Below are 20,794 nucleotides of genomic sequence, written 5' to 3' on the forward strand. Positions count from 1 at the left end.
CGGACGGCGCCCGCAGCGGTTGATGCGTGTGCCGTCCGGTGCGCGGGATGTCAGCGTGCAGACGGAAGGGAAACCGGTGCTCTGCGGCCCACCCGGCCGGCGGCGGTCTCGGCGACGGTCCGGTAGAACGACGCCCGGCGGGCGTCGAGCGTCTCGGCGGAGAAGTCACGGGACCGGCGGAGGTTGCGGGCCGAGGCTGCCGCGAGCCGGTCCGGGTCGGCCAGTATCGCGGTCACTGTGGAGGCGAGCGCGGCCGGGTCGTCGGGCGGCACCAGGCAGTCCGGTTCGAGCAGCTCCGGAATGCCGCCGGCGGTCGAACCGACCGCCGGCAGTGCCCTGGCCATCGCCTCGATGAGCGCCCGGGGCAGGCCCTCGGTACGCGACGGCATCACGAACAGGTCCGCCGAGTCCAGTTGGCGGCGGACCGCGTCGGCGTCGGGTAGCGGGCCGGTGAAGCTCACCCGGTCGGCCACTCCCGATCGGGCGGCCAACTGCTCCAGATGAGGACGGTAGGCGCCCACGCCGACATGCACGAGCCGGGCCCGGGGCCCGTCGGCGGGCATCAGCGTCAGCGCGGAGATGAGCGTGTCGATTCCCTTGTAGAGCTGTTCGAGCGAGCCGACCGACACCAGTGTCGCTACTGGCGGAAGCTGCCGGACCGGCCGGGCCTGCGGCACGAACGCCGCCGGTGGCAGGTCGACGCTGGAGATGCCGGCCGTGGGCGTGGTCGGCAACGCGGGGTAGCGGAGTTGCAGCCGCCGTTCCGTCTCGTACGCCACGGCGGCGGCCTCGCGGCACTGCCGGCGCAGCGTCCGCGTGGACAGCGTGCGCAGCAGCGGCCGCAGCGGATGCCGGACCACCCCCGGGGCGAGCACGTCGTACGGATCCCCGATCACTTCGAGCGCGTACGGGAGGCGGGCCCGGTCGCGTGCCCGAGCCAGCAGTGAGCCGATCGGCGAGGGCACCCGGAGCACCACGGCGTCCCGGGGTTCCGCCGCCGCCGACACCGCTGCGGCGATCGCCCGCCGTCCCAGCAGGTAACCCCGAGGCCCGACGTAGTACGGCAACGCCCAGACGTCGACGCCGTCCCCGTCGACCCGGGCCGCGGCCGCCGGTCGCTGCGCGACGTCCCGCACCCGGGCGGCGACGCGTACGTTGTCGAAGGCGACCAGGTACCGTCGCCAGATCGCGTTGTCCGGGCCTGCTTCGACCCAGACCGCGCCGTCCGGAGTCCGGCTGAAGCGCGACTCCGATGTCACCACGACCCGCATCAGGCTCTCCCGCCGGTCCGGCAGGCGGCCTCCACCACGTCGGCGACATCGCCGGCGGCAAACGTGTTGTCGAAGTGCCGCAGCGCGAACCGCTGGGCCCGCTCACCCCGCAGCCGGAGCCGGCCGTCGGTGAACTCGTCGTAGGCCTGCCGCAGTCCGGCGACCAGCGCTGCCACGTCGTTGCGTGGCACCACCCAGCCGGTCGTCTCGTCGACGGTCTCGGGCAGACCGCCGGCGTCGCTGACGATGCTGGGCACCCCGGTGGCGCCCGCCTCACAGGCGGCGCCGTGTCCCTCGGACAGGGAGGGACTGACGCTCACGTCGGCGGCGCGGTAGCAGTCGCGCACGTCCGACACCGACGTCAGCCACGTCACGCTCGGGTCGCGATCGACCTCGAAGCGCTGGATCAACTCGCGCCGGTGCGCCTCTCCGGCCGCCGAGAAACCGGCGCCCACCAGGAGCAGCCGGGCGTCCGGGTGGTCGGCGCGGAACTCCCGCCAGGCCGCCAGCAGCACGTCGTGACCCTTGATGCCTCGGCCCTGGTGAACCAGCCTCCGGGGCGGATAGACGTAGGCGACCATGATGGCGACGAACGCGTCCTCCTCGATGCCGAGTTCGGCGCGCGCCTTGGCCCGCACCTCCCGCCGGTCGGCTGAGCCGGCCAGGTCGGCGAAGTGCGCGGTCCGGGCGCCGTAGGTGACGACCGGTCGCCGGGGCGCGGGACACCCGAGCGCGCCGTAGAGGCCCGAGGTGTGGCCGGTGCCGCAGATGGTGACGTCGTCGAGCCGCCACAACACCCGCTCGACGATTTTGATCAGCGGAGACTCCAGGTACAGCGGCCCGGCCACCATGTGTACCCGGCGCAGCGGCAGGCGCAGGCTCGCGAAGCGGGCGGCGAGCGCGGACGCGTAGAGGTGGTACTTCAGCACGTCCGGACGGAGCCGGCTGATCAGGCGGCGGAGCCGCCACAGGTCCCGCAGCGTCGACGGGCGCGGCCGGAAGCGGAAGTCGAACGGCGAGTCGTGCACCTCGACACCTCGCCGCCGCAGCTCCTCGGTCAGTCGCCCGGTCCGGCGCGGCAGGACCGCCACCACCTCGTGGCCACGGCGGCGGAGTTCCTCCACCTGCGGGACGATCCAGAGTCCGCCCTGGTCGGTCTTCAGCAGGACTACGACCCGCAGTGGGCGCATGTCCGCGCCGGCCGTCACCGGGCGTCCAGGAACTGCTCGACCGCGCCGACGACCCGCGCCAGGCGGTCGTCGTCCAGGGCGGAGCCGCTGGGCAGGGTGAGCCCTTGGGCGAACAGGCGGTCCGAGGCGCCCGTCACGACCGCCCGGCACCCGGCGAACACCGGCTGGCGGTGCATCGGCTTCCACACGTGCCGGGTCTCGATGTCCCGCGCGGCCAGGTGCGCCCCGAGTTCCGCAGCCGACCACCCGGTCCGCTCGGGGTCGACCACGATGCTGGTCAGCCAGCAGTTCGAGCCCTCGTCCCCGTCCCCGAGCAGACGTACCCCGGGCACGCCGGAGAACAGCTTGGCGTAGCGCTCGCGCAGCAGCCGGCGGCGGCGCATCATCCCGTCCAGCCGGTGCAGCTGCGCCCGGCCCAGGGCCGCGAGCAGGTTGCTGAGCCGGTAGTTGTAGCCCACGTCGACGTGCTCGTAGTGCGGCACGGGCTCGCGCGCCTGAGTGGCCAGGTGCCGGCAGCGGGCGAGCAACGCCTCGTCGTCGGAGAGCAGCATCCCTCCGCCGGACGTGGTGATGATCTTGTTGCCGTTGAACGACAGCGCGTTGAGCCGTCCGAAGGTGGCGGCCGGGCGTCCGCGGTAGGTGGCACCCAGCGCCTGCGCGGCGTCCTCGACCACCGGCGCGCCCGCCGCCTCGCACACCGGCAGCAGCTCGTCGTAGTCGGCGCACGTGCCGAACATGTCCGCGACCAGGACCGCAGCGACCTTCTCGCCGGCCCGGGTCAGCATGTCGAGCATCTCGGCGAGCGCGCTCACGTCCATGTTCCCGGTCGCCGGGTCGCAGTCGACGAAGACCGGCTCGGCGCCGGTGTAGACAGCGGCGTTGGCGGTGGCCGCGAACGTCATCGTCGGTGCCACCACCACGCTTCCCGGCCCGGCCCCCAGGACGAGGAGGGCGAGGTGCAGCGCGGACGTGCCGGAGTTGAGGGCCAGCGCGTGCTTCGCCCCGACACGTTCCGCCACCTCCCGCTCGAACGCCTCCACCTCGGGCCCGAGCGGCGCCACCCAGCCCGAGCGGATCGCGCGGAGGACGTAGGACTCTTCCAGGGGCCCGACATCGGGCGGGGACAGGTAGATCCGGCCGGTCATCGAGCCTCCGTCCCCGCAGCGGGATCACGGTCGTGGCAGCGAAGGGTCACGGACGGTAAAACGGTCGACCAGTCGAGGAGTGATGGCGTACGCCGGGTTCATGCCGAAAAGCACACGATCGTGCCGCGCGGCGGCGTCGGGTCGCAACACGTGCCCCTGGTACCGAGTAGAGTTCGGCGGCCCTGCCAGGAATCGACGATCCAGGAGCCCCGAGTGCTGCACCTGAGGGTGATCGCGCCGAGCGAACAGTCGTCAGCGGTCGTGGAACTGCTGGCCGCCGATCCCGGCGTCACCCACCTCGTGGTGCTGCCCGGCGCTGCCCGCCAGCCCGCCGGTGACTACGTCACCTGCGACGTCGTCCGGGAGAGCGCCGACGGTGTGCTGAGCCGGCTCCAGGAACTCGGCGTCGAGGCGCACGGCGCGATCGCCGCCGACGACGTGGAGCTGACCCTGTCCGAGGCGGCCGACCGGGCCGCCGAGGAGGCGCCCGGGCACGGCGAGGACGCCGTGGTCTGGGACGAGATCGCCGCGAAGACCGGCGAGCAGACGGTGCTCACCGGCACGTTCCTCGCCCTGATCGTGATGGCCACCATGATCGCCGGAATCGGCGTGCTGCTCGACCAGCCCATCCTGATCGTCGGCGCGATGGTGGTCGGCCCCGAGTTCGGGCCGCTCGCCGCGCTCTGCGTGGCGCTGCTACGGCGGCAGCCGCGCGTGGTCGGCCGCTCGGTGCAGGCGCTGACCGTCGGCTTCGTCGTCGCCATGGCGGCCACGGTGCTGAGCACCTGGGCGCTCACCGCGGCCGGCCTGGTCGGCCGGGACATGCTGTTGGCGGAACGGCCGATGACCGACTTCATCTGGCGCCCGGACGCGTTGTCATGGGTGGTGGGCCTGCTCGCAGGCGTTGCCGGCATGTTGTCGCTGACCTCGAAGAAGTCCGGGTCGCTCGTTGGCGTGCTGATCTCGGTGACCACCGTGCCGGCGGCGGCAAACGTGGCTGTCGCGTCCGCGTACGGCGTGTGGCACGAGGCGGCCGGCTCCGCCCTCCAACTGGTGATCAACCTGGCCGCTATCGTGCTCGCCGGACTACTCACGCTGGTGGTCCAGTTGTGCTGGTGGCGGCACGTCGCCCGGCGGGCCGCGCACGCTGTGCCGCGGCAGCGGGCCGATCAGCGACCCGGCCCGGTCACCGCCAGTCGTCGCCCGCGTCGAGACGGCGGCTGAGCAGCGCCGCCAGCGGCACCGACTCGCCGTCGCGACCGCCCCGGCCGACCACGAGCGGCGGCGCGCTGGGCCGCGGGTCGGCCCCGAGCAGCCGTGCTCGCAGACCCGGCAGCACGGTGAGCAGGTAGAAGCGCCCCTCGGTGTCCACCGCGCGGCTGTGCGCCCGGTCCACGTACCAGCCGGTGATCCGCGTACGGTAGCGCCCGCGCCCGTCATGGCCGGTAGCGGTCAGCCGGTCCGCACGCAGCCCTCGCCGCAGCGCCTCGGCGGCGAACCGGGCCACGAGATCCGCGGCCTCCGCCTGCTCCGCCGCGCGTTCCCGGTCAGCGGCCTCCGCGTGCGCCCGCACCGCGTGGCGTCGCCGCTCCCGCCACCGCTCGTCCTCCTCGGCCCCCACGACGGCGAGGGTACGCGGAACCCGGGCCGCCCGGCGACGACGGCGGCCTCCGGGCCGGCGCGGACCGAGACACCCCTGGCCGCTCCCTCGCGCCAGTCGTCCCGCCCTGCCGCGTGTCAGCTTCGCGAACCGGCGCGTCGCGGTTGCCGAAGGGCACTGCCGGGCTGAGTCGTTCGTGACCTCAGCCCGGCAGGGCAGCCGAACGTGTCAGGCCAGCCCGGCGCGGCGCAGCGCCTCCGCCATGGCGTCGTTGACCGGAGCGGGACCGCCGCCACCGCGGCCCGACCGTTGCTGCTGGGCGCCGCGCGCCGCGCCGCCCTTCCCGCCGCCGGAGCCGCCGCGCTGACCGCCGCCGCGTTGCCCGCCCTGCGGGCCGCCGCGCCCCTGGTCGCCGGCCCGCGGCCCGCCGCCCTGACCGCCCCGGTCCCGTCGGCCGTCGCCGCCCGCCGGGCGTCCGCCGCCGGCCGGAGCCTCGTCGTCGAGCCGCAGCGTCAGCGAGATCCGCTTGCGCGGCACGTCCACGTCGAGCACCCGGACCTTGACCACGTCGCCGGACTTCACCACGTCGCGCGGGTCCTTGACGAAGGCGTGCGACATGGCCGAGACGTGCACCAGTCCGTCCTGGTGCACCCCCACGTCGACGAACGCGCCGAACGCGGCCACGTTCGTCACCACCCCCTCCAGCACCATGCCGGGCGTCAGGTCGCTGATCTTCTCCACGCCCTCGACGAACGTCGCGGTCCGGAACTCCGGCCGCGGGTCGCGGCCGGGCTTCTCCAGCTCGGCCAGGATGTCGGTGACCGTGGGCAGACCGAACGTGTCGTCGACGAAGTCGGTCGCGCGCAGGCCGCGCAGGATGGCCGACCTGCCGATCAGCCCGCGCAGGTCCTGCCCGGTGGAGGAGAGGATGCGGCGCACCACCGGGTACGACTCCGGGTGCACGCTGGAGGAGTCGAGCGGGTCGTCGCCGCCGGGGATGCGCAGGAAGCCGGCGCACTGCTCGAACGCCTTCGGCCCGAGCCGGGGCACCTTCTTCAGCTCCGCGCGGGTGCGGAACGGCCCGTTGGCGTCACGGTGCAGCACGATGTTCTCGGCCAGCCCGGCGCCGATGCCGGACACCCGGGTGAGCAGCGGCGCGGAGGCGGTGTTGACGTCCACGCCGACGGCGTTGACGCAGTCCTCGACCACCGCGTCGAGCGAGCGGGACAGCTTCACCTCGGACAGGTCGTGCTGGTACTGCCCGACGCCGATCGACCGCGGGTCGATCTTCACCAGCTCGGCCAGCGGGTCCTGGAGACGGCGGGCGATCGACACCGCGCCGCGCAGCGAGACGTCCAGACCGGGCAGCTCCTGCGAGGCGTACGCGGACGCGGAGTAGACCGACGCGCCGGCCTCGGAGACCACCACCTTGGTGAGCTTCAGCTCCGGGTGCTGCTTGATCAGGTCGCCGGCCAGCTTGTCGGTCTCCCGGCTGGCGGTGCCGTTGCCGATCGCGACCAGCTCGACGCCGTGCGCGGCGGCCAGCGTGGCGAGCGTGTGCAGCGACGCGTCCCACTGCCGGCGCGGTTCGTGCGGGTAGATGGTGTCGGTGGCGACCACCTTGCCGGTGGCGTCGACCACCGCCACCTTCACGCCGGTACGCAGGCCCGGGTCGAGGCCCATCGTCACCCGTGCCCCGGCCGGCGCGGCCAGCAGCAGATCACGCAGGTTGGTGGCGAAGACCCGCACGGCCTCCTCCTCCGCCGCCTGCCACAGCCGCATCCGCAGGTCCGCGCCCAGGTGGATCAGGATCCGGGTACGCCAGGCCCAGCGCACCGTGTCGGCCAGCCACCGGTCGGCGGGCCGCCCCTGGTCGCTGATGCCGAAGCGTCCGGCCACGGCGGCCTCGTAGCGGCTCGGCCCGGTGGCCGCGTCGGCGTCGCCCTCGGCCTCCGGGTCCATGGTCAGGTCCAGCACGCCCTCCTTCTCGCCCCGGAACACGGCGAGGATGCGGTGCGAGGGCAGCTTCGGGTACGGCTCGGCGAAGTCGAAGTAGTCGGCGAACTTCGCGCCGGCGGTCTCCTGGCCGTCGCGTACCCGGGAGACCAGCCGGCCCCGCGACCACATCTGCTCGCGTAGCGTACCGATCAGGTCGGCGTCCTCGGCGAAGCGCTCGATCAGGATGGCCCGCGCCCCGTCCAGGGCGGCAGCGGCGTCCGCGACGCCCTTGTCCGGGTCGGCGAACCCGGCGGCGACCGTCTTCGGGTCCTGCGCGGGGTCGGCCAGGAGCGTGTCGGCGAGCGGCTCCAGCCCGGCCTCGCGGGCGATCTGCGCGCGGGTGCGCCGCTTCGGCTTGTAGGGCAGGTAGATGTCCTCCAGGCGGGACTTGGAGTCGGCGGCGAGGATCTGCGCCTCCAGCGCCTCGTCGAGCTTGCCCTGGCTCCGGATCGACTCCAGCACCGCCGCGCGGCGCTCGTCCAGCTCGCGCAGGTAGCGCAGCCGCTCCTCCAGCGTGCGCAGCTGCGCGTCGTCGAGCAGGCCGGTGGCCTCCTTGCGGTAGCGGGCGATGAACGGCACTGTGGCGCCGCCGTCGAGCAGCTCGACTGCCGCCCGTACCTGCCGTTCGGCGACGCCGAGTTCCTCGGCGATCCGCTGGTGCACAGACTGGGTCACGATTGTCATCCGCCTTCTCGGGTGGTTTCCGCCCTGCATTGTGCCGTTCGCCTCCGACCGCCTGTGCCCGCCCCGCCGTCGGCTGCGCTAGCGTGGCGATCATGGAGGCACCTGCGGATCCGCGGGCCCGGCGGCTGTTCGGCGGCAGCGCCCGGGCGCTCGGCGACCTGGCCGCCGGCCCGTTCCGGGCCGACCGGGACCGGATCGTCGGGTCGCCGTTCTTCGCCCGGCTGGGCGGCGTGACCCAGGTGATCAGCCCTGGTGGTTCCGGGCTGCTGGTGCACAACCGGCTCACCCACAGCCTGAAGGTGGCCCAGGTGGCCCGGGCGATCGCGGAGCGGCTGACGGCCGACCCGGCGCACCGGGACCTGCTGGAGAAGCTCGGCGGCTGCGATCCGGAGGTGGTGGAGGCCGCCGCGCTCGCGCACGACCTCGGGCACCCGCCGTTCGGGCACCTGGGGGAGCGGGTGCTCGACCGGCTGGCCCGGCAGCGCCTCGGGCTGCCCGACGGCTTCGAGGGCAACGCCCAGTCGTACCGGATCGTCACCAGCACCGAGATCCGCGGCGCGGCGACCACCGGGCTGGACCTGACCGCCGCGGTCCGGGCGGCCATGCTGAAGTACCCGTGGACCCGGCTGGACCACCCCGATCCGCACCCGCGCCACCTGGACCCGGCGCCCCGGGGCGCGGCTGCGCCGCCGGAGGACCCGGAGAGCGGATCGGTGAAGTTCGGCGCGTACCGCACCGAGCTGGACGACCTGCGGCAGGCACGGGAGCCGTTCGCCGGGCGGATCCCGGACTGGCAGCAGACGCCCGAGGCGTCGGTGATGGACACGGCCGACGACATCGCGTACGCGATCCACGACGTGGAGGACTTCTACCGCGTCGGGGTGCTCCAGCAGGGCGCCGTGGCGGCCGAGCTGATGGCCTGGCAGCGCGAGTGCGGGCACCTGCGGTCGATCACGGCGTCGGCGCTGGAGGGGGCGGGCCGGCGGCCGGGAGCCGCGATCGAGCGGTTGCGCCGGCAACTGCACCGCAAGGACGGCTGGATCGCCGATGACGAGGCGTTCGCCGCCGCTGTCGAGCACGTCCGCGAGGAGCTGGTGGAAGGGCTGCTGGCGCTGCCGTTCGACGGCTCGATCGAGGCGGAGCAGTACGTGGCCCGGTTCTCCGCCCGCTGGTCGACCCGCTTCGTGGACGCCATCACTGTGACGCCGGACCCGGGGGTCCGTTCCGGGTACGTGCTGCTGGCGAAGGCGCAGTGGCACGAGGTGCAGGTGCTCAAGTTCGTGCACCACCGGTTCGTGCTGGCCCGCCCGGACCTGGCCCTGCACCAGCGTGGCCAGGCCCGGCTGCTGGGCACGCTGGTCGAGGCGCTGTGGGAGTGGCTGCTGGACCCGGACGAGGAGTCCCGGCTGCCGCGCCGCCTGCACGACCTGGTGGAGCTGGCCGAGGCGGAGCTGCACCCGCGTACCCCGGACCGGATCGGCCGGGCCCGGGGCCGGGCGATCATCGACTTCGTCGCGCAGCTCACCGACGGTCAGGCGGTGGCGATGCTCGACGCGTTGTCGGGCCGCTCGGGCGCGCTGTGGACGGACGCCTTCGTACTCTAAGACCTCAGCGGGCCGGCACGCCCTTGACCACGATCTCCGGTGGTACGTCACGCACCACGCACGCCCCGGCGCCGACCGTCGCGCCGGCGCCCACCCGCAGGCCCGGGAGCACGACGGCGCCCGCCCCGATCAGCGCTGCGGTGTCGAGGCGGCAGTCACCGGACACCGCAGCGAGCGGATGCAGGGAGACGTAGTCGCCGACCACGCAGTCGTGCGCGAGAGTGGCGTTCTGGTTGACGTGCAGATGCCGCCCGACTGTCACGTTCGTGGTGATCCGGCCACCGGCGAACACCACGAGACCCTCGGCCGACACCACGTCCGGGCCGACTGTGGCGTCCGGGTGGACGAGACTCGCCGCCGGCCTGCCGTACGTGTCGACCCGCGCGCCCACCTTCCGCCGGACGCGTGGGTCGCCCAGACCGAGGACGACGTGGGTCTCCGGCGGCAGCTGCCCGAGCGCCGCCACGGTCCCCAGGTAGGGGGCGCCGCACGACTCGGCGCGTTTGCGGTTCCGCTCGGACGGGTTGTCGTCCATGAAGCCGACCAGTCGCCACGGTGGCCGCGCGGCCGACTCGTTCACCGCCGCCACGATCTGGGCGATCTCCCGGCCGTGGCCGCCGCACCCGACGACGACCAGGTCGAGGCTCACCGGGATCCGCTTCCCGCAGTCGCCGGCACCGCCTCCTCCGTGGCGGTGCCACGGAACTCGTGGGCCGTGGCGGCGCCGGGCGCGCTGATGCCCTGCCGGCGCAGGACTGCCACCGCGGTCCGGGCCAGGATGCGGGCGTCCAGGCGGAGGCTCCAGCGCTCCACGTAGTACAGGTCGTAGGCGAAACGCTCTGCCCAACCCAGCTCGTTGCGGCCGTTCACCTGCGCGAGCCCGGTCAGGCCGGGCCGGACGTCGTGCCGGCGGAACTCGTCCGGTGTGTAGAGGTCGCGGTAGCTGGTCGGGAACGGACGCGGACCCACGAGGCTCATGTCGCCGCGCAGGATGTTCCACAAGCTGGGCAGTTCGTCCAGGCTGGTCGCCCGCAGCCACCGCCCCAGGGGCGTCAGTCGCGCCTGGTCGTCGCCGGGGGAGAAGGCGTCACCGCTGTCCGCCATGGACCGGAACTTCAGGATGGTGAACTCCCGGCCGTGCCGGCCGATCCGCTGTTGACGGAAGAGGATCGGGCGGCCCATGCCGAGCAGCACCGCGACCGCGACCACGGCCAGAATCGGCGCCGCCACCAGCAGGGCCGTGGCCGAGACGGCGACGTCGACGCCCCGCTTGACGGCCGAGGCGACGCTCGCCTGCGAGGTGGGTGTGTCGGGATCTTCCACGCCTGGGGAGAGGCGAACCTGCATGCTGTCCTCCGGCCGCTGACTCGTCAGCGAACAGAGTACGCAAATATGCGCAGAAGGATGTCTTGTCCGACTTTTTCGGCGTGGCTCAGGCGACCGACTGCCACCACCCGTCCACCGCCGGCGGCTCGTCCACCACCACCCGCTCGCCCGGACGCGGTACGGCGAGCCGGACGTCCCGCGCCTTCGCCTCGGCCCACAGCCGGTCCACCGGCTCGGACCAGTCGTGCAGCGCGAGGTTGAACGTGCCCCAGTGCACCGGCACCAGCAGTCCGCCGCGGACGTCGAGGTGCGCGGCCACCGCCTCCTCCGGGAACATGTGGATGTGCGGCCACGCCCGGTCGTACGCGCCGATCTGCATGAGCGTCACGTCGAACGGGCCGTGTTCGGCGCCGATCTCGGCGTACCCGTCGAAGTAGCCGGAGTCGCCGGTGTAGAAGACCTTCCGGTGTGTCCCGGCGATGGTCCAGGAACTCCAGAGCGTGCCGTCGCGGCGCAGCCCGCGCCCGGAGAAGTGCTGCGCGGCGGTCGCGGTGAGCGTCAGCCCGCCGGCCCGGTGGCTCTCCGACCAGTCCAGCTCGACGATGCGGTGCTCGGGTACGCCCCAGCGGGCCAGGTGGGCGCCGACGCCGAGCGGCACCACGAACGGCGCGGACTGGAGGTCGGCCAGCGTGCGGACGGTCTCCATGTCCAGGTGGTCGTAGTGGTCGTGTGAGATCAGCACCGCGTCGAGCGGGGGCAGCTCGGTCAGGCGTACCGGCGGCTCGTGGATGCGCCGGGGGCCGACCAGCCCGGACGGGGAGCACCTGTCGCTCCACACCGGGTCGAGCAGCACCCGGCGCCCCTCGATCTCGACGAGCGTGGAGGCGTGGCCGTACCAGATCACGTTCAGTTCGCGGGCCGGGTCGGCGGCTGGCGCGGCGCCGGGGCGCAGCAGCGGCACCGGGCTACCGGGCCGCCGCTTCTGCTTGCCGAAGATCAGCTCCCGGACGAGGTTACGGCCCGGGTCGGCGACCATCGTGGCGCTGGCGCCGGCCGGGTTGTGGAACGTGCCGTCGTGGAAGCGCGGTGACCGGGCCGCCCGGTCCGCCCGGGCGCCGGTGAGCCGGCCGCCGAGCTGGGCGGGCACGTCCCGCGCCACCCAGGCCAGGCCGGCGACGGCGGCCAGCCCGGCGAGCTTCCACACCCGCCCGCCGCGCGTCCGGTCCGGTTCCCGCCCCGTTGGTTGCCGCATGTTCGTCCCTCCGCCGTGTCCCGTCGTACACGGTAACCACCCTCGTCGCGGTCCGCCCGTGCGACAGCCCACCCGCACGAGCGTCCGCCCGCGTGACAGCCCACCGGACGGTCCGCGGCGGCGGTCAGGGCAGCCGGCGGCGTACCGCGGACGCCACGGTCGCCGCGCGCCCGCCGACGGCTCGGACGACCTGGGACGCGTCGGGCAGCCATCCGCCCCGGACCGCCTCACCGGCCGGGTTGGGCGTGAACACGATGCCCTGGTGCGCGGCGACCGGCGTCCGGGTCAGTCCGGCCAGGCGCATCAGCGGCCCGACCAGCACGTCGTACACGCCGGGCAGGACTGTGAAGCCGAAGCGCATGACCACGTTGAGCCGGCCCACCGACACCTCCCGGCGGGGCCGGTCGAGGCAGTGGACGATGGCCCGCGCCACCCGTTCGGGCGAGGCGATCGGGGGCGGCGGCCGGCCGACGCGGCCCAGGTAGTTGGCCGCCTGCCGGTAGACGGGCGTGTCGACGCTGCCCGGATTGACCAGGCAGATCGCGACGCCGGGTGTCTCCCGCGCCTCCTGCTGGAGCGTGCGGGCCAGCCCTTGCAGACCCCACTTGGCTGCGACGTAGCCGCTCATGTAGGGCGCGGTGATGTGCCCGAGCACCGAGCCGGTGAGCACGAGCGTGCCGCCGCCGGTGGTCCGGAAACGGCGCAGCGCCTCCCGGGCCACCGCCGCGGCGGCCAGCAGGTCGGTGCGGACCACCTGCTCGAACACCTCGGCCGGGGTCTCGTCGAAGCGGCCGTAGAACATCACCGCGGCGGTGTGCACCCAGGCGTCGACGCGGCCGAACTCGGCCCGCGCCGCGTCGGCGAGCGCGGCCACCGCGCCGGGCTCGGTCACGTCCATCGGTACGGCGATCGCCCGCGCGCCCGCCGCCCGGCACTCGTCGCGTACCTCGTCGAGCGTGGCGGGGGAGCGGGCCGCGAGGACCAGCCGGTCCCCGCGGCCCGCCAGCTCCCTGGCGGTCGCCCGGCCGATCCCGCTGGTCGCGCCGGTGACGACCACCGTCCCGGTCACGGCGCGAGCACGACCTTCACGCAGCCGTCCTCCTTCTTCTGGAACATCTCGTACGCGCGCGGCGCGTCGGTCAGCGGCAGCCGGTGGGTCCGCAGGTCCTCGACGCCCAGCGGGTCGTCGTCGCGCTCCAGCAGCGGGATGATCTCGTCGACCCAGCGCCGCACGTGGCACTGACCCATGCGCAGCTGGATGCCCCTGTCGAACATCTCCATCAGCGGCATCGGGTCCTGCTCGCCGCCGTACACGCCGGAGATCGACACGGTGCCGCCGCGCCGTACGGCCTTGAGCGCGGCGTGCAGCACCACGAGCCGGTCCACGCCGGCCTTGTCGGTCATGGCCTGGGCCAGCTTGTCCGGCAGCAGCCCGGCGGCGGTCTGGGCCATCTTGCCCAGCGGCGCGCCGTGCGCCTCCATGCCGACCGCGTCGATCACGGCGTCCGGGCCGCGTCCGTCGACCAGGTCGATGAGCGCGCCGGGCACGTCGTCGAGCTGGCTGACGTCGAGCACCTCGATGCCGTGGCGGCGGGCCATCTCCAGCCGCTCGGGGACCAGGTCCAGCCCGATCACCCGGCCGGCGCCGAGGTGGCGGCCGATCCGGGCGCTGAACTGCCCGACCGGGCCGAGCCCGAACACGGCGAGCGTGCCGCCGGGCGGAGTGTCCGCGTACTTCACCGCCTGCCAGGCGGTGGGCAGGATGTCGGAGAGGTAGAGCCAGCGCTCGTCCGGGCCGCTGTCCGGGATCGTGATGGGGCCGAACTGGGCCTGCGGCACGCGCAGGTACTCGGCCTGGCCGCCGGGGATCGAGCCGTACAGCGAGGTGTAGCCGAACAGGGACGCGCCCTTGCCCTGGCTGGTCACCTGCGTGGTCTCGCACTGCGCGTAGAGCTGCCGCTCGCACATCCAGCACGAGCCGCAGGAGATGTTGAACGGGACGACCACCCGGTCGCCCTTCTTGAGCCGGGTCACGCCGGGCCCGACCTCCTCGACGACGCCCATCGGCTCGTGCCCGAGGATGTCGCCGGGCTTCAGGTACGGCCCGAGCACCTCGTACAGGTGCAGGTCGGAGCCGCAGATGGCGGTCGAGGTGATCCGGACGATCGCGTCGGTCGGCTCCTCGATCCGGGGGTCCGGGACGTCCTCGACGCGAACGTCCCGCTTGCCGTGCCAGGTCAGTGCCTTCATGTCCGATTGTCCCCTCGTCGGTGCCGTCCATGGGACTGCTACCCGCGGGGAGCGACTTGAACCGGTGCGGTCCCGCCGGAGCCGGGAGGACTGGATCGGGAGGTCGGACGGGTGGCCAGGCGCGGCCGACGACCGCACCCGGGACCACCGTTGTCAGGCGTCGAAGCTGCCGGCCTTGATGCCCTGGACGAAGCCGGTCCACCGGTCGACGTCGAAGGACAGCGCCGGCCCCTGCCGGTCCTTGCTGTCGCGGACGGCGACCACAGCCGGGAGATTGTCCGCCACTTCAACGCATGCGCCGCCGTTGCTGTCGCTCCGCGTGGACTTTCGCCACACTGCGTTAGTGAGGTCCGGGGTCATCATGGTCAACTTTCACTTGATCTCGTCTGCGAGCCGCAGGATGAGTTTGCGGGACTCTACCGGCCCGAGGGCTGCCGCTTGAAGGCGGTCCCAGAGTCGAGTGTATGCCCGGACGGCTTCCTGACTGTCGAGGTAGTCGGCGTCAGTGAAGGTTTCCACGTAAATGACGTCCGAGGCTTCCCCGAACCGCAGAACGATGAAGTTGTATGACGACGCTACGTATGTAGCAGCGTTGAACGGAAAGACCTGCAACGTCACGTTCTTGCGGCGGCTGACCTCCGCAACGTGCAGTAGTTGTTCACGCATCGTCGCACGGTCGCCGAGGTTCCGCCGTAGCGCCGACTCGCTGAGGATCAGGCTCAGCTCTGGGCCGTCCTCGCGGTCGATGACCGTCTGTCGTTCGAACCGCACCGCAATCTGTCTATCCACGTCGTCGCCGTTGATCATCGATCGCATGTATGACTCGACCTGCAGGATGCCGGGGATGACCTCAGGCTGGTACCAGCGAATCTCTGTCGCGTCGGCTTCGAGGTCGAGGTACTGCCGGAACCAGTCAGGCACGACGTTGCGATAGCCGCTCCATCGTCCCCGTTGTCGGCCTGCCCGCGCGAGGTCGCGCAGCGGCTCGGCTTCCTCACCACCCACGCCGTAGAAGTCGAGCAGCAGCTTCAGGTCGGTGAGCCTGATCCCCGACTGGCCCAGCTCCAGCCTGCTGATCTTGCTGGACGAGGAGTCGATGATCGCGGCAGCTTCGTCCTGCGTCTTTCCGGCGGCTTCTCGCGCCCTCCGAAGCTCGTTGCCGAGCCGCCGCCTCTGGATCGTCGGGTTGACCATGGCCTGAGTATGGCCGACCTGACGCCGCCTTACCTGAACGTCAACGGTGTGTTCCCAAACTGTGACTCCAAACGTATACTCATTTTGGACTTGCAGATTAGGGAATCATCCACGGCTGGCAAGGAGGCGGAAGATGAGCAGGCGGTTCACCTACGCCGAGTACGTGCTGGCCCTGGCCGAAGAGCTGGCACGCAGACATCGGCCGGTGTGGTCGCTGCGACGGGCAAAGCGCGTCTGCCTGTGCGGGTCGGACCTGCCCTGCCGGGTGAAGCAGCGTGTCCTGGTCAACCGAGGGCACTGGCGGTGACCACGCACGGCCCGGTCATGCCGCTGTGGGTGTGCGCGGCGTGTCACCGCCCGTGGCCGTGTCCCCGGCGTCGATGGGAACTACTCGGTGAGTACGCGGACTCGCCGGGCGAGCTGGCTCTCCACATGGCGGCACAGTTGACGGCGGCGTCACGCGATCTCCATTGGGCCGCCCCGGCCGTCCTGTGCGGCAGGTTCTTCGGGTGGCTGCCGTGAAGGCGGGTGAGGTGCTGCTCATTGGGCCGGAGTGCTCGGTGCAGTTCGTCCACCCCATCCTGTTCCGCCTCATCCGCCGGCTCGACTGGACGACTTACGACGGGTGGCTCTGGTTGGACGGATACGTGCTCGACAAGCGGGGCGACGCCGTTGCCCGGCGGTCGATCTTCGTCCTGGAGGCCGGGCTGACTGTTGCCCCGCCGCCCGGCGCCGGGGGCCGCTGATGCGTCGGCTGATCAGGTTCGTGGCGACGCGGAGGACCCGTCCCGACCGGCCGAACCGGTGTGCGTACCCCGGAGAAGGGCGACCGCCATGCCCCCGGGTGCGGGGCGCGGCGGTCGCGTGGGTCGTGCCCGCGGGTCAGGAGCCGGGCGTGCCCGAGCGTTTGGCCGTGGCCTTCAGGTAGTCCCGGTTGAGCCGGCCGATGGTGTTCAGCGGGATGCCCTTCGGGCAGGCCGCCGCGCACTCGCCGATGTTGGTGCAGCCGCCGAAGCCGGCCTCGTCGTGCGCGTCCACCATGCCGATCACCCGGGTGTAGCGCTCCGGCTGGCCCTGGGGCAGCAGCGAGAGCTGGGTGATCTTCGCGGCGGTGAACAGCATGCCGGAGCCGTTCGGGCAGGCCGCCACGCAGGCGCCGCAGCCGATGCAGGCAGCCGACTCGAACGCGGCGTCCGCGTCGGCCTTCGGCACCGGCACCGAGTGCGCCTCCGGGGCGCTGCCGGTCGGCGCGGTGACGTAGCCGCCGGCGGCGATGATCTGGTCGAACGCGTTGCGGTTGACCACCAGGTCCTTGACGACCGGGAACGCGCGGGCCCGCCAGGGCTCGATGTCGATCGTGTCGCCGTCGGAGAACTGCCGCATGTGCAGCTGGCAGGCGGTGGTGCCGCGCTGCGGGCCGTGCGCCTCACCGTTGATCATGAGGCTGCACATGCCGCAGATGCCCTCGCGGCAGTCGTGGTCGAACGCCACCGGCTCCTCGCCGTCGAGGATGAGCCGCTCGTTGAGTACGTCGAGCATCTCCAGGAAGGACATGTCCGGGGACACGTCCTGCACCGGGTAGGTCACCATCCGACCCTTGTCCTCGGGGCCGGTCTGGCGCCAGATGCGCAGGGTCAGGTTCACTTGTAGCTCCGCTGCGTGGGGTGGACGTATTCGAAGGTCAGGTCTTCCTTGTGCAGCACGGGCTCACCGGTGCCGGTGAACTCCCAGGCCGCCACGTAGGCGAACCGGTCGTCGTCGCGCTGCGCCTCGCCGTCGGGCGTCTGGTGCTCGGCCCGGAAGTGGCCGCCGCAGGACTCCTCGCGGTGCAGGGCGTCGATGCACATCAGCTCGGCCAGCTCGAAGAAGTCGGCCACCCGGCCGGCCTTCTCCAGCGACTGGTTGAGGCCCTCGCCGTCACCCGGCACGCGCACCCGCTGCCAGAACTGCTCCCGCAGCGCGCGGATCTCGTCGATCGCCTTGCGCAGCCCGGCCTCGGAGCGCTCCATGCCGCAGTGCTCCCACATGATCTGGCCCAGCTCGCGGTGGAACGAGTCCACCGTACGGTCGCCGTTGATCGCCAGCAGCCGCTTGATCCGGTCCTCGACCTCGGTGCGCGCCGCGACCGCCTCGGGGTGGCTGGCGTCGACCTTGTCCAGCGAGCTGGAGGCCAGGTAGTTGGCGAGCGTGTTCGGCAGCACGAAGTAGCCGTCGGCCAGGCCCTGCATCAGCGCCGAGGCGCCGAGCCGGTTCGCGCCGTGGTCGGAGAAGTTGGCCTCACCGATCACGAACAGGCCGGGGATGCTCGACTGGAGGTCGTAGTCGACCCAGAGGCCGCCCATCGTGTAGTGCACGGCGGGGTAGATCCGCATCGGCACCTCGTACGGGTCCTCGCCGGTGATCCGCTCGTACATCTCGAAGAGGTTGCCGTACTTGGCCTCGATGGCCTTACGGCCGAGCCGGTTGATCGCGTCGGCGAAGTCCAGGTAGACGCCGAGGCCGGTCGGGCCGACGCCGCGTCCGGAGTCGCACACGTTCTTCGCGGCGCGGGAGGCGATGTCGCGGGGGACCAGGTTGCCGAAGGACGGGTAGATCCGCTCCAGGTAGTAGTCCCGCTCGTCCTCGGGGATGTCCCGCGGGCTGCGCTGGTCGCCCTTGGCCTTGGGCACCCACACCCGGCCGTCGTTGCGCAGCGACTCGCTCATCAGGGTCAGCTTCGACTGGTGGTCGCCGGAGACCGGGATGCAGGTCGGGTGGATCTGCGTGTAGCAGGGGTTGGCGAAGTACGCGCCCTTGCGGTGCGCCCGCCAGGAGGCGGTGACGTTGCAGCCCTTGGCGTTGGTGGAGAGGTAGAAGACGTTGCCGTAGCCGCCGGAGGCGAGCACGACCGCGTCGGCCATCTCGGTGCTGATCTCGCCGGTGACCATGTCGCGGACCACGATGCCGCGCGCGCGGCCGTCGACGAGGACCAGTTCGAGCATCTCGTGGCGGGCGTTCATCTCCACGTTGCCCAGGCCGATCTGCCGCTCCAGCGCCTGGTACGCGCCGAGCAGCAGCTGCTGACCCGTCTGGCCCCGGGCGTAGAAGGTGCGCTGCACCTGCGCGCCGCCGAAGGAGCGGGTGTCCAGCAGGCCGCCGTACTCGCGGGCGAACGGCACGCCCTGGGCCACGCACTGGTCGATGATGTTCACCGACATCTCGGCCAGCCGGTGCACGTTCGACTCGCGGGAGCGGAAGTCGCCGCCCTTGACCGTGTCGTAGAACAGGCGGTGCACCGAGTCGCCGTCGTTGCGGTAGTTCTTGGCGGCGTTGATACCGCCCTGCGCGGCGATCGAGTGGGCCCGGCGCGGGCTGTCCTGGTAGCAGTAGGACCGCACCTGGTAGCCCTGCTCGGCCAGGGTGGCGGCGGCGGAGCCGCCGGCCAGGCCGGTGCCGACCACGATCACCGTCATCTTCCGGCGGTTGGCCGGGTTGACCAGCTTCATCTCGAAGCGGTGGCGGTCCCACCGCGTCTCGATCGGGCCGTCCGGGGCCCGGGTGTCGGCGATCGGGTCGCCCTCGGTGTAGAGATCCATGTCAGGACACCAATCCGGTGATCACGGCGAACGGAACCAGCAGGTAGCCGCCGACGAGCGCGACGGCGAAGACGAGCGCGGCGATCCGGGCCCGGCGCTCGCCCTTCGGCGTCTGCTGGCCGAGGCTGCGGAACGCGCTGAACGCGCCGTGGCGCAGGTGGAAGCCGAGGGTCACCAGCGCGAGGGTGTAGAAGAGCGTGACGTACCAGCGCTCCGGCGCGAAGCCGGCGACCACGTTGCCGTACGGGTTGGCCGGGTCGCCCTGCGGGTTCAGGTGACCCGTGGTCAGGTCGAGGATGTGGTAGATCACGAAGAGCAGGATGATCACACCACCCCAGCGCATCGTGCGGGCCGCGTAGTTCACGTGGATCTTGCGGCGGTGCGCGTACCGGACCGGGCGGGCGGCCCGGGACCGCATCGCGAGCACGGTGGCCGCGCCGATGTGCCCCAGGACGGCGACGGTGAGCACGGTGCGCTGGATCCACAGGAACCACGTCGTCGGCAGCAGCGGCGTGCCGATGTCCCGCAGCCAGTGCGCGTAGTGGTCGAACGACGTCTCACCCGTGAAGATCTTCAGGTTGCCGAGCATGTGCGCGATCAGGAACAGCACGAGGATGATGCCCGTCACCGCCATGACGGCCTTGAGGCCGACGTTCGAGCGGATGGGCGACCGAGTTTTCGTGATTACCACGCGGTCGACGCTAGGAGCACTTCGATCAGGCGTCCAATGCATCGAAATCGCAGCGTTGATAGCCGTAGGCTATGTAGATGCAGCTCCATCAGCTTCGGTACTTCGTGGCGGTCGCCGAAGTACGACATTTCACCCAGGCGGCCGATCTTGTCGGCATAACCCAGCCCTCGTTGAGTAAGCAAATTCACGCGCTGGAGACCGACCTGGGGGCCCCGCTGTTCGAGCGGGTAAGGGGCAACATCACACTCACCGCAGCAGGTGAGGTGCTGCTGCCGCTGGCCAAGCGGATCCTCGCCGACGTGGAGACCGCCACCCGCGAGGTGCAGGAACTGGTGGGGCTGCGCCGGGGCCGGGTCCGGCTCGGCGCCACCCCCAGCCTCGCCACCTCGCTCGCCCCGCCGGTGCTGCGCCGGTTCCGCGACGCGCACCCCACGATCGACCTGCGCGTGGAGGAGGGCGGCTCGCAGGACCTCGTCCGGGACCTGCTCCGCGGCGACCTCGACCTCGCCCTGATCATCATGCCGTCGGCCGGCATCGACCCGGGGCTGCGCGCCGACCCGATCCTGCGGGAGAGCCTGGTGGTCGCCTCGGTCGACCCGCTGCCGGGCGCCTCGGAGGCCGGGGAGCTGCGCATCACCGACCTGCGCGACCAGCCGCTCGTCATGTTCCGCGAGGGCTACGACCTGCGCGACGCCACGCTCCAGGCGTGCCGGGCGGCCGGGTTCGAGCCGACCCTGTCCGTCGACGGCGGGGAGATGGACGCCGTGCTCAGCTTCGTCGAGGCCGGGCTCGGCGTCGCGCTGGTGCCGGGCATCGTGGTAGCCCGCCGCGCCGGCATCCGGGTCACCCGGCTCGTCCCGCCCGGCGTCCGCCGGACCATCGCGGTGGCCCGCCGCCGCGACGTGGTGCCCACCCACGCCGGGCGCGAGCTGCGCCGCATCCTCCTGGAGTACGTCCACGACGCCACCGCCACCGCCGAACTCCCCCCAGGCGTAGAGCCCCTCTGACCGCCCC

Annotated in this window: 20 protein-coding genes; 5 read left to right on the top strand and 15 right to left on the bottom strand. The window is 72.3% G+C overall.

Annotated elements, in window-relative coordinates:
* Positions 1 to 50: 50 nt before the first annotated feature.
* From ABD52_RS04520 to ABD52_RS04530, 3 genes are read right to left on the bottom strand one after another with little or no spacing between them, the layout of a single operon-like run.
* Positions 51 to 1,271 carry a glycosyltransferase family 4 protein gene (locus ABD52_RS04520; RefSeq protein ID WP_013474755.1) on the bottom strand — a complete coding sequence of 407 codons (1,221 nt, stop codon included), beginning with the start codon at positions 1,269 to 1,271 and terminating at the stop codon, positions 51 to 53.
* Positions 1,271 to 2,479: a glycosyltransferase family 4 protein gene (locus tag ABD52_RS04525; protein ID WP_082171204.1), complete on the bottom strand. Its 1,209-nt coding sequence runs from the start codon at positions 2,477 to 2,479 to the stop codon at positions 1,271 to 1,273. Before ABD52_RS04525 ends, ABD52_RS04520 begins: the two co-directional genes overlap by 1 nt.
* Positions 2,476 to 3,606, bottom strand: a complete 1,131-nt coding sequence (locus tag ABD52_RS04530) for a DegT/DnrJ/EryC1/StrS aminotransferase family protein (RefSeq protein ID WP_013474757.1) — start codon at positions 3,604 to 3,606, stop codon at positions 2,476 to 2,478. The genes ABD52_RS04525 and ABD52_RS04530 overlap by 4 nt, the downstream gene beginning before the upstream one ends.
* Before the next feature lie 213 nt (positions 3,607 to 3,819).
* On the opposite strand from ABD52_RS04530, the gene ABD52_RS04535 reads away from it, so the two are divergent.
* On the top strand, positions 3,820 to 4,830 hold the full coding sequence (locus tag ABD52_RS04535) for a DUF389 domain-containing protein (RefSeq protein ID WP_013474758.1): 1,011 nt from the start codon (positions 3,820 to 3,822) through the stop codon (positions 4,828 to 4,830).
* Here the strand turns inward: ABD52_RS04535 and ABD52_RS04540 are convergent.
* The gene (locus tag ABD52_RS04540) at positions 4,793 to 5,227 is read right to left on the bottom strand and encodes a hypothetical protein (RefSeq protein WP_047890871.1); all 435 of its coding nucleotides are present in this window, start codon (positions 5,225 to 5,227) and stop codon (positions 4,793 to 4,795) included. The genes ABD52_RS04535 and ABD52_RS04540 overlap by 38 nt on opposite strands.
* A 207-nt stretch (positions 5,228 to 5,434) precedes the next feature.
* A complete protein-coding gene (locus ABD52_RS04545) occupies positions 5,435 to 7,918 on the bottom strand; it encodes a Tex family protein (protein WP_082171205.1) in 2,484 nt (827 codons plus the stop codon).
* 62 nt (positions 7,919 to 7,980) lie between these two features.
* Here ABD52_RS04545 and ABD52_RS04550 point away from each other — a divergent pair, with 62 nt between their 5' ends.
* Positions 7,981 to 9,492 carry a deoxyguanosinetriphosphate triphosphohydrolase family protein gene (locus ABD52_RS04550; RefSeq protein WP_047890886.1) on the top strand — a complete coding sequence of 504 codons (1,512 nt, stop codon included), beginning with the start codon at positions 7,981 to 7,983 and terminating at the stop codon, positions 9,490 to 9,492.
* Positions 9,493 to 9,496: 4 nt separating this feature from the next.
* Here ABD52_RS04550 and ABD52_RS04555 read toward each other — a convergent pair whose 3' ends face one another.
* The 7 genes from ABD52_RS04555 to ABD52_RS04585 all read right to left on the bottom strand — a co-directional run bounded on the left by ABD52_RS04555 (position 9,497) and on the right by ABD52_RS04585 (position 15,514).
* Entirely contained in the window at positions 9,497 to 10,141 is a 645-nt protein-coding gene (locus ABD52_RS04555) for a NeuD/PglB/VioB family sugar acetyltransferase (RefSeq protein ID WP_047890873.1), read from the bottom strand.
* The gene (locus ABD52_RS04560; RefSeq protein ID WP_047890874.1) at positions 10,138 to 10,815 is read right to left on the bottom strand and encodes a sugar transferase; all 678 of its coding nucleotides are present in this window, start codon (positions 10,813 to 10,815) and stop codon (positions 10,138 to 10,140) included. The genes ABD52_RS04555 and ABD52_RS04560 overlap by 4 nt, the downstream gene beginning before the upstream one ends.
* Positions 10,816 to 10,924: 109 nt before the next feature.
* Positions 10,925 to 12,070, bottom strand: coding sequence for an MBL fold metallo-hydrolase (locus ABD52_RS04565; protein ID WP_047890875.1), 1,146 nt, complete (start codon positions 12,068 to 12,070; stop codon positions 10,925 to 10,927).
* Positions 12,071 to 12,194: 124 nt separating this feature from the next.
* Positions 12,195 to 13,139: an SDR family NAD(P)-dependent oxidoreductase gene (locus tag ABD52_RS04570; protein WP_047890876.1), complete on the bottom strand. Its 945-nt coding sequence runs from the start codon at positions 13,137 to 13,139 to the stop codon at positions 12,195 to 12,197.
* The gene (locus ABD52_RS04575) at positions 13,136 to 14,320 is read right to left on the bottom strand and encodes a zinc-dependent alcohol dehydrogenase (RefSeq protein WP_013285309.1); all 1,185 of its coding nucleotides are present in this window, start codon (positions 14,318 to 14,320) and stop codon (positions 13,136 to 13,138) included. Before ABD52_RS04575 ends, ABD52_RS04570 begins: the two co-directional genes overlap by 4 nt.
* Before the next feature lie 153 nt (positions 14,321 to 14,473).
* Complete coding sequence (locus ABD52_RS04580) at positions 14,474 to 14,680, bottom strand: DUF397 domain-containing protein (protein WP_082171208.1); 207 nt, start codon at positions 14,678 to 14,680, stop codon at positions 14,474 to 14,476.
* A gap of 12 nt (positions 14,681 to 14,692) precedes the next feature.
* Complete coding sequence (locus tag ABD52_RS04585) at positions 14,693 to 15,514, bottom strand: helix-turn-helix transcriptional regulator (protein ID WP_047890877.1); 822 nt, start codon at positions 15,512 to 15,514, stop codon at positions 14,693 to 14,695.
* A 133-nt stretch (positions 15,515 to 15,647) separates the two neighbouring features.
* Here ABD52_RS04585 and ABD52_RS40080 point away from each other — a divergent pair, with 133 nt between their 5' ends.
* Positions 15,648 to 15,821, top strand: coding sequence for a hypothetical protein (locus ABD52_RS40080; RefSeq protein WP_200905161.1), 174 nt, complete (start codon positions 15,648 to 15,650; stop codon positions 15,819 to 15,821).
* Positions 15,822 to 16,023: 202 nt separating this feature from the next.
* Entirely contained in the window at positions 16,024 to 16,260 is a 237-nt protein-coding gene (locus ABD52_RS04590) for a hypothetical protein (protein WP_053065288.1), read from the top strand.
* A gap of 136 nt (positions 16,261 to 16,396) precedes the next feature.
* Here the strand turns inward: ABD52_RS04590 and ABD52_RS04595 are convergent, their stop codons facing one another.
* From ABD52_RS04595 to ABD52_RS04605, 3 genes are read right to left on the bottom strand one after another with little or no spacing between them, the layout of a single operon-like run.
* A complete protein-coding gene (locus ABD52_RS04595) occupies positions 16,397 to 17,158 on the bottom strand; it encodes a succinate dehydrogenase/fumarate reductase iron-sulfur subunit (protein ID WP_047890878.1) in 762 nt (253 codons plus the stop codon).
* Positions 17,155 to 19,089, bottom strand: a complete 1,935-nt coding sequence (locus ABD52_RS04600; RefSeq protein ID WP_047890879.1) for a fumarate reductase/succinate dehydrogenase flavoprotein subunit — start codon at positions 19,087 to 19,089, stop codon at positions 17,155 to 17,157. The genes ABD52_RS04595 and ABD52_RS04600 overlap by 4 nt, the downstream gene beginning before the upstream one ends.
* A gap of 1 nt (position 19,090) precedes the next feature.
* Positions 19,091 to 19,774 (bottom strand): succinate dehydrogenase cytochrome b subunit, encoded by a 684-nt coding sequence (locus ABD52_RS04605; protein WP_082171209.1) that lies wholly within the window; start codon positions 19,772 to 19,774, stop codon positions 19,091 to 19,093.
* Positions 19,775 to 19,857: 83 nt separating this feature from the next.
* Between ABD52_RS04605 and ABD52_RS04610 the strand changes: the two genes are divergently transcribed.
* The gene (locus ABD52_RS04610; protein ID WP_047890880.1) at positions 19,858 to 20,787 is read left to right on the top strand and encodes a LysR family transcriptional regulator; all 930 of its coding nucleotides are present in this window, start codon (positions 19,858 to 19,860) and stop codon (positions 20,785 to 20,787) included.
* Positions 20,788 to 20,794: the final 7 nt, after the last annotated feature.

The sequence above is a fragment of the Micromonospora sp. RV43 genome, assembly GCF_001029515.1.
GTDB classification, from domain to species: Bacteria; Actinomycetota; Actinomycetes; order Mycobacteriales; family Micromonosporaceae; genus Micromonospora; species Micromonospora aurantiaca.

What these genes read in the sequence shown, in the direction of transcription:
- ABD52_RS04520 (WP_013474755.1), bottom strand. Translation starts at nt 1,271, where the DNA reads ATGCGGGTCGTGGTGACATCGGAGTCGCGCTTCAGCCGGACTCCGGAC.
- ABD52_RS04530 (WP_013474757.1), bottom strand. Translation starts at nt 3,606, where the DNA reads ATGACCGGCCGGATCTACCTGTCCCCGCCCGATGTCGGGCCCCTGGAA.
- ABD52_RS04545 (WP_082171205.1), bottom strand. Translation starts at nt 7,918, where the DNA reads ATGCAGGGCGGAAACCACCCGAGAAGGCGGATGACAATCGTGACCCAG.
- ABD52_RS04550 (WP_047890886.1), top strand. Translation starts at nt 7,981, where the DNA reads ATGGAGGCACCTGCGGATCCGCGGGCCCGGCGGCTGTTCGGCGGCAGC.
- ABD52_RS04565 (WP_047890875.1), bottom strand. Translation starts at nt 12,070, where the DNA reads ATGCGGCAACCAACGGGGCGGGAACCGGACCGGACGCGCGGCGGGCGG.
- ABD52_RS04575 (WP_013285309.1), bottom strand. Translation starts at nt 14,320, where the DNA reads ATGAAGGCACTGACCTGGCACGGCAAGCGGGACGTTCGCGTCGAGGAC.
- ABD52_RS04580 (WP_082171208.1), bottom strand. Translation starts at nt 14,680, where the DNA reads ATGACCCCGGACCTCACTAACGCAGTGTGGCGAAAGTCCACGCGGAGC.
- ABD52_RS04585 (WP_047890877.1), bottom strand. Translation starts at nt 15,514, where the DNA reads ATGGTCAACCCGACGATCCAGAGGCGGCGGCTCGGCAACGAGCTTCGG.
- ABD52_RS40080 (WP_200905161.1), top strand. Translation starts at nt 15,648, where the DNA reads ATGAGCAGGCGGTTCACCTACGCCGAGTACGTGCTGGCCCTGGCCGAA.
- ABD52_RS04600 (WP_047890879.1), bottom strand. Translation starts at nt 19,089, where the DNA reads ATGGATCTCTACACCGAGGGCGACCCGATCGCCGACACCCGGGCCCCG.
- ABD52_RS04610 (WP_047890880.1), top strand. Translation starts at nt 19,858, where the DNA reads ATGCAGCTCCATCAGCTTCGGTACTTCGTGGCGGTCGCCGAAGTACGA.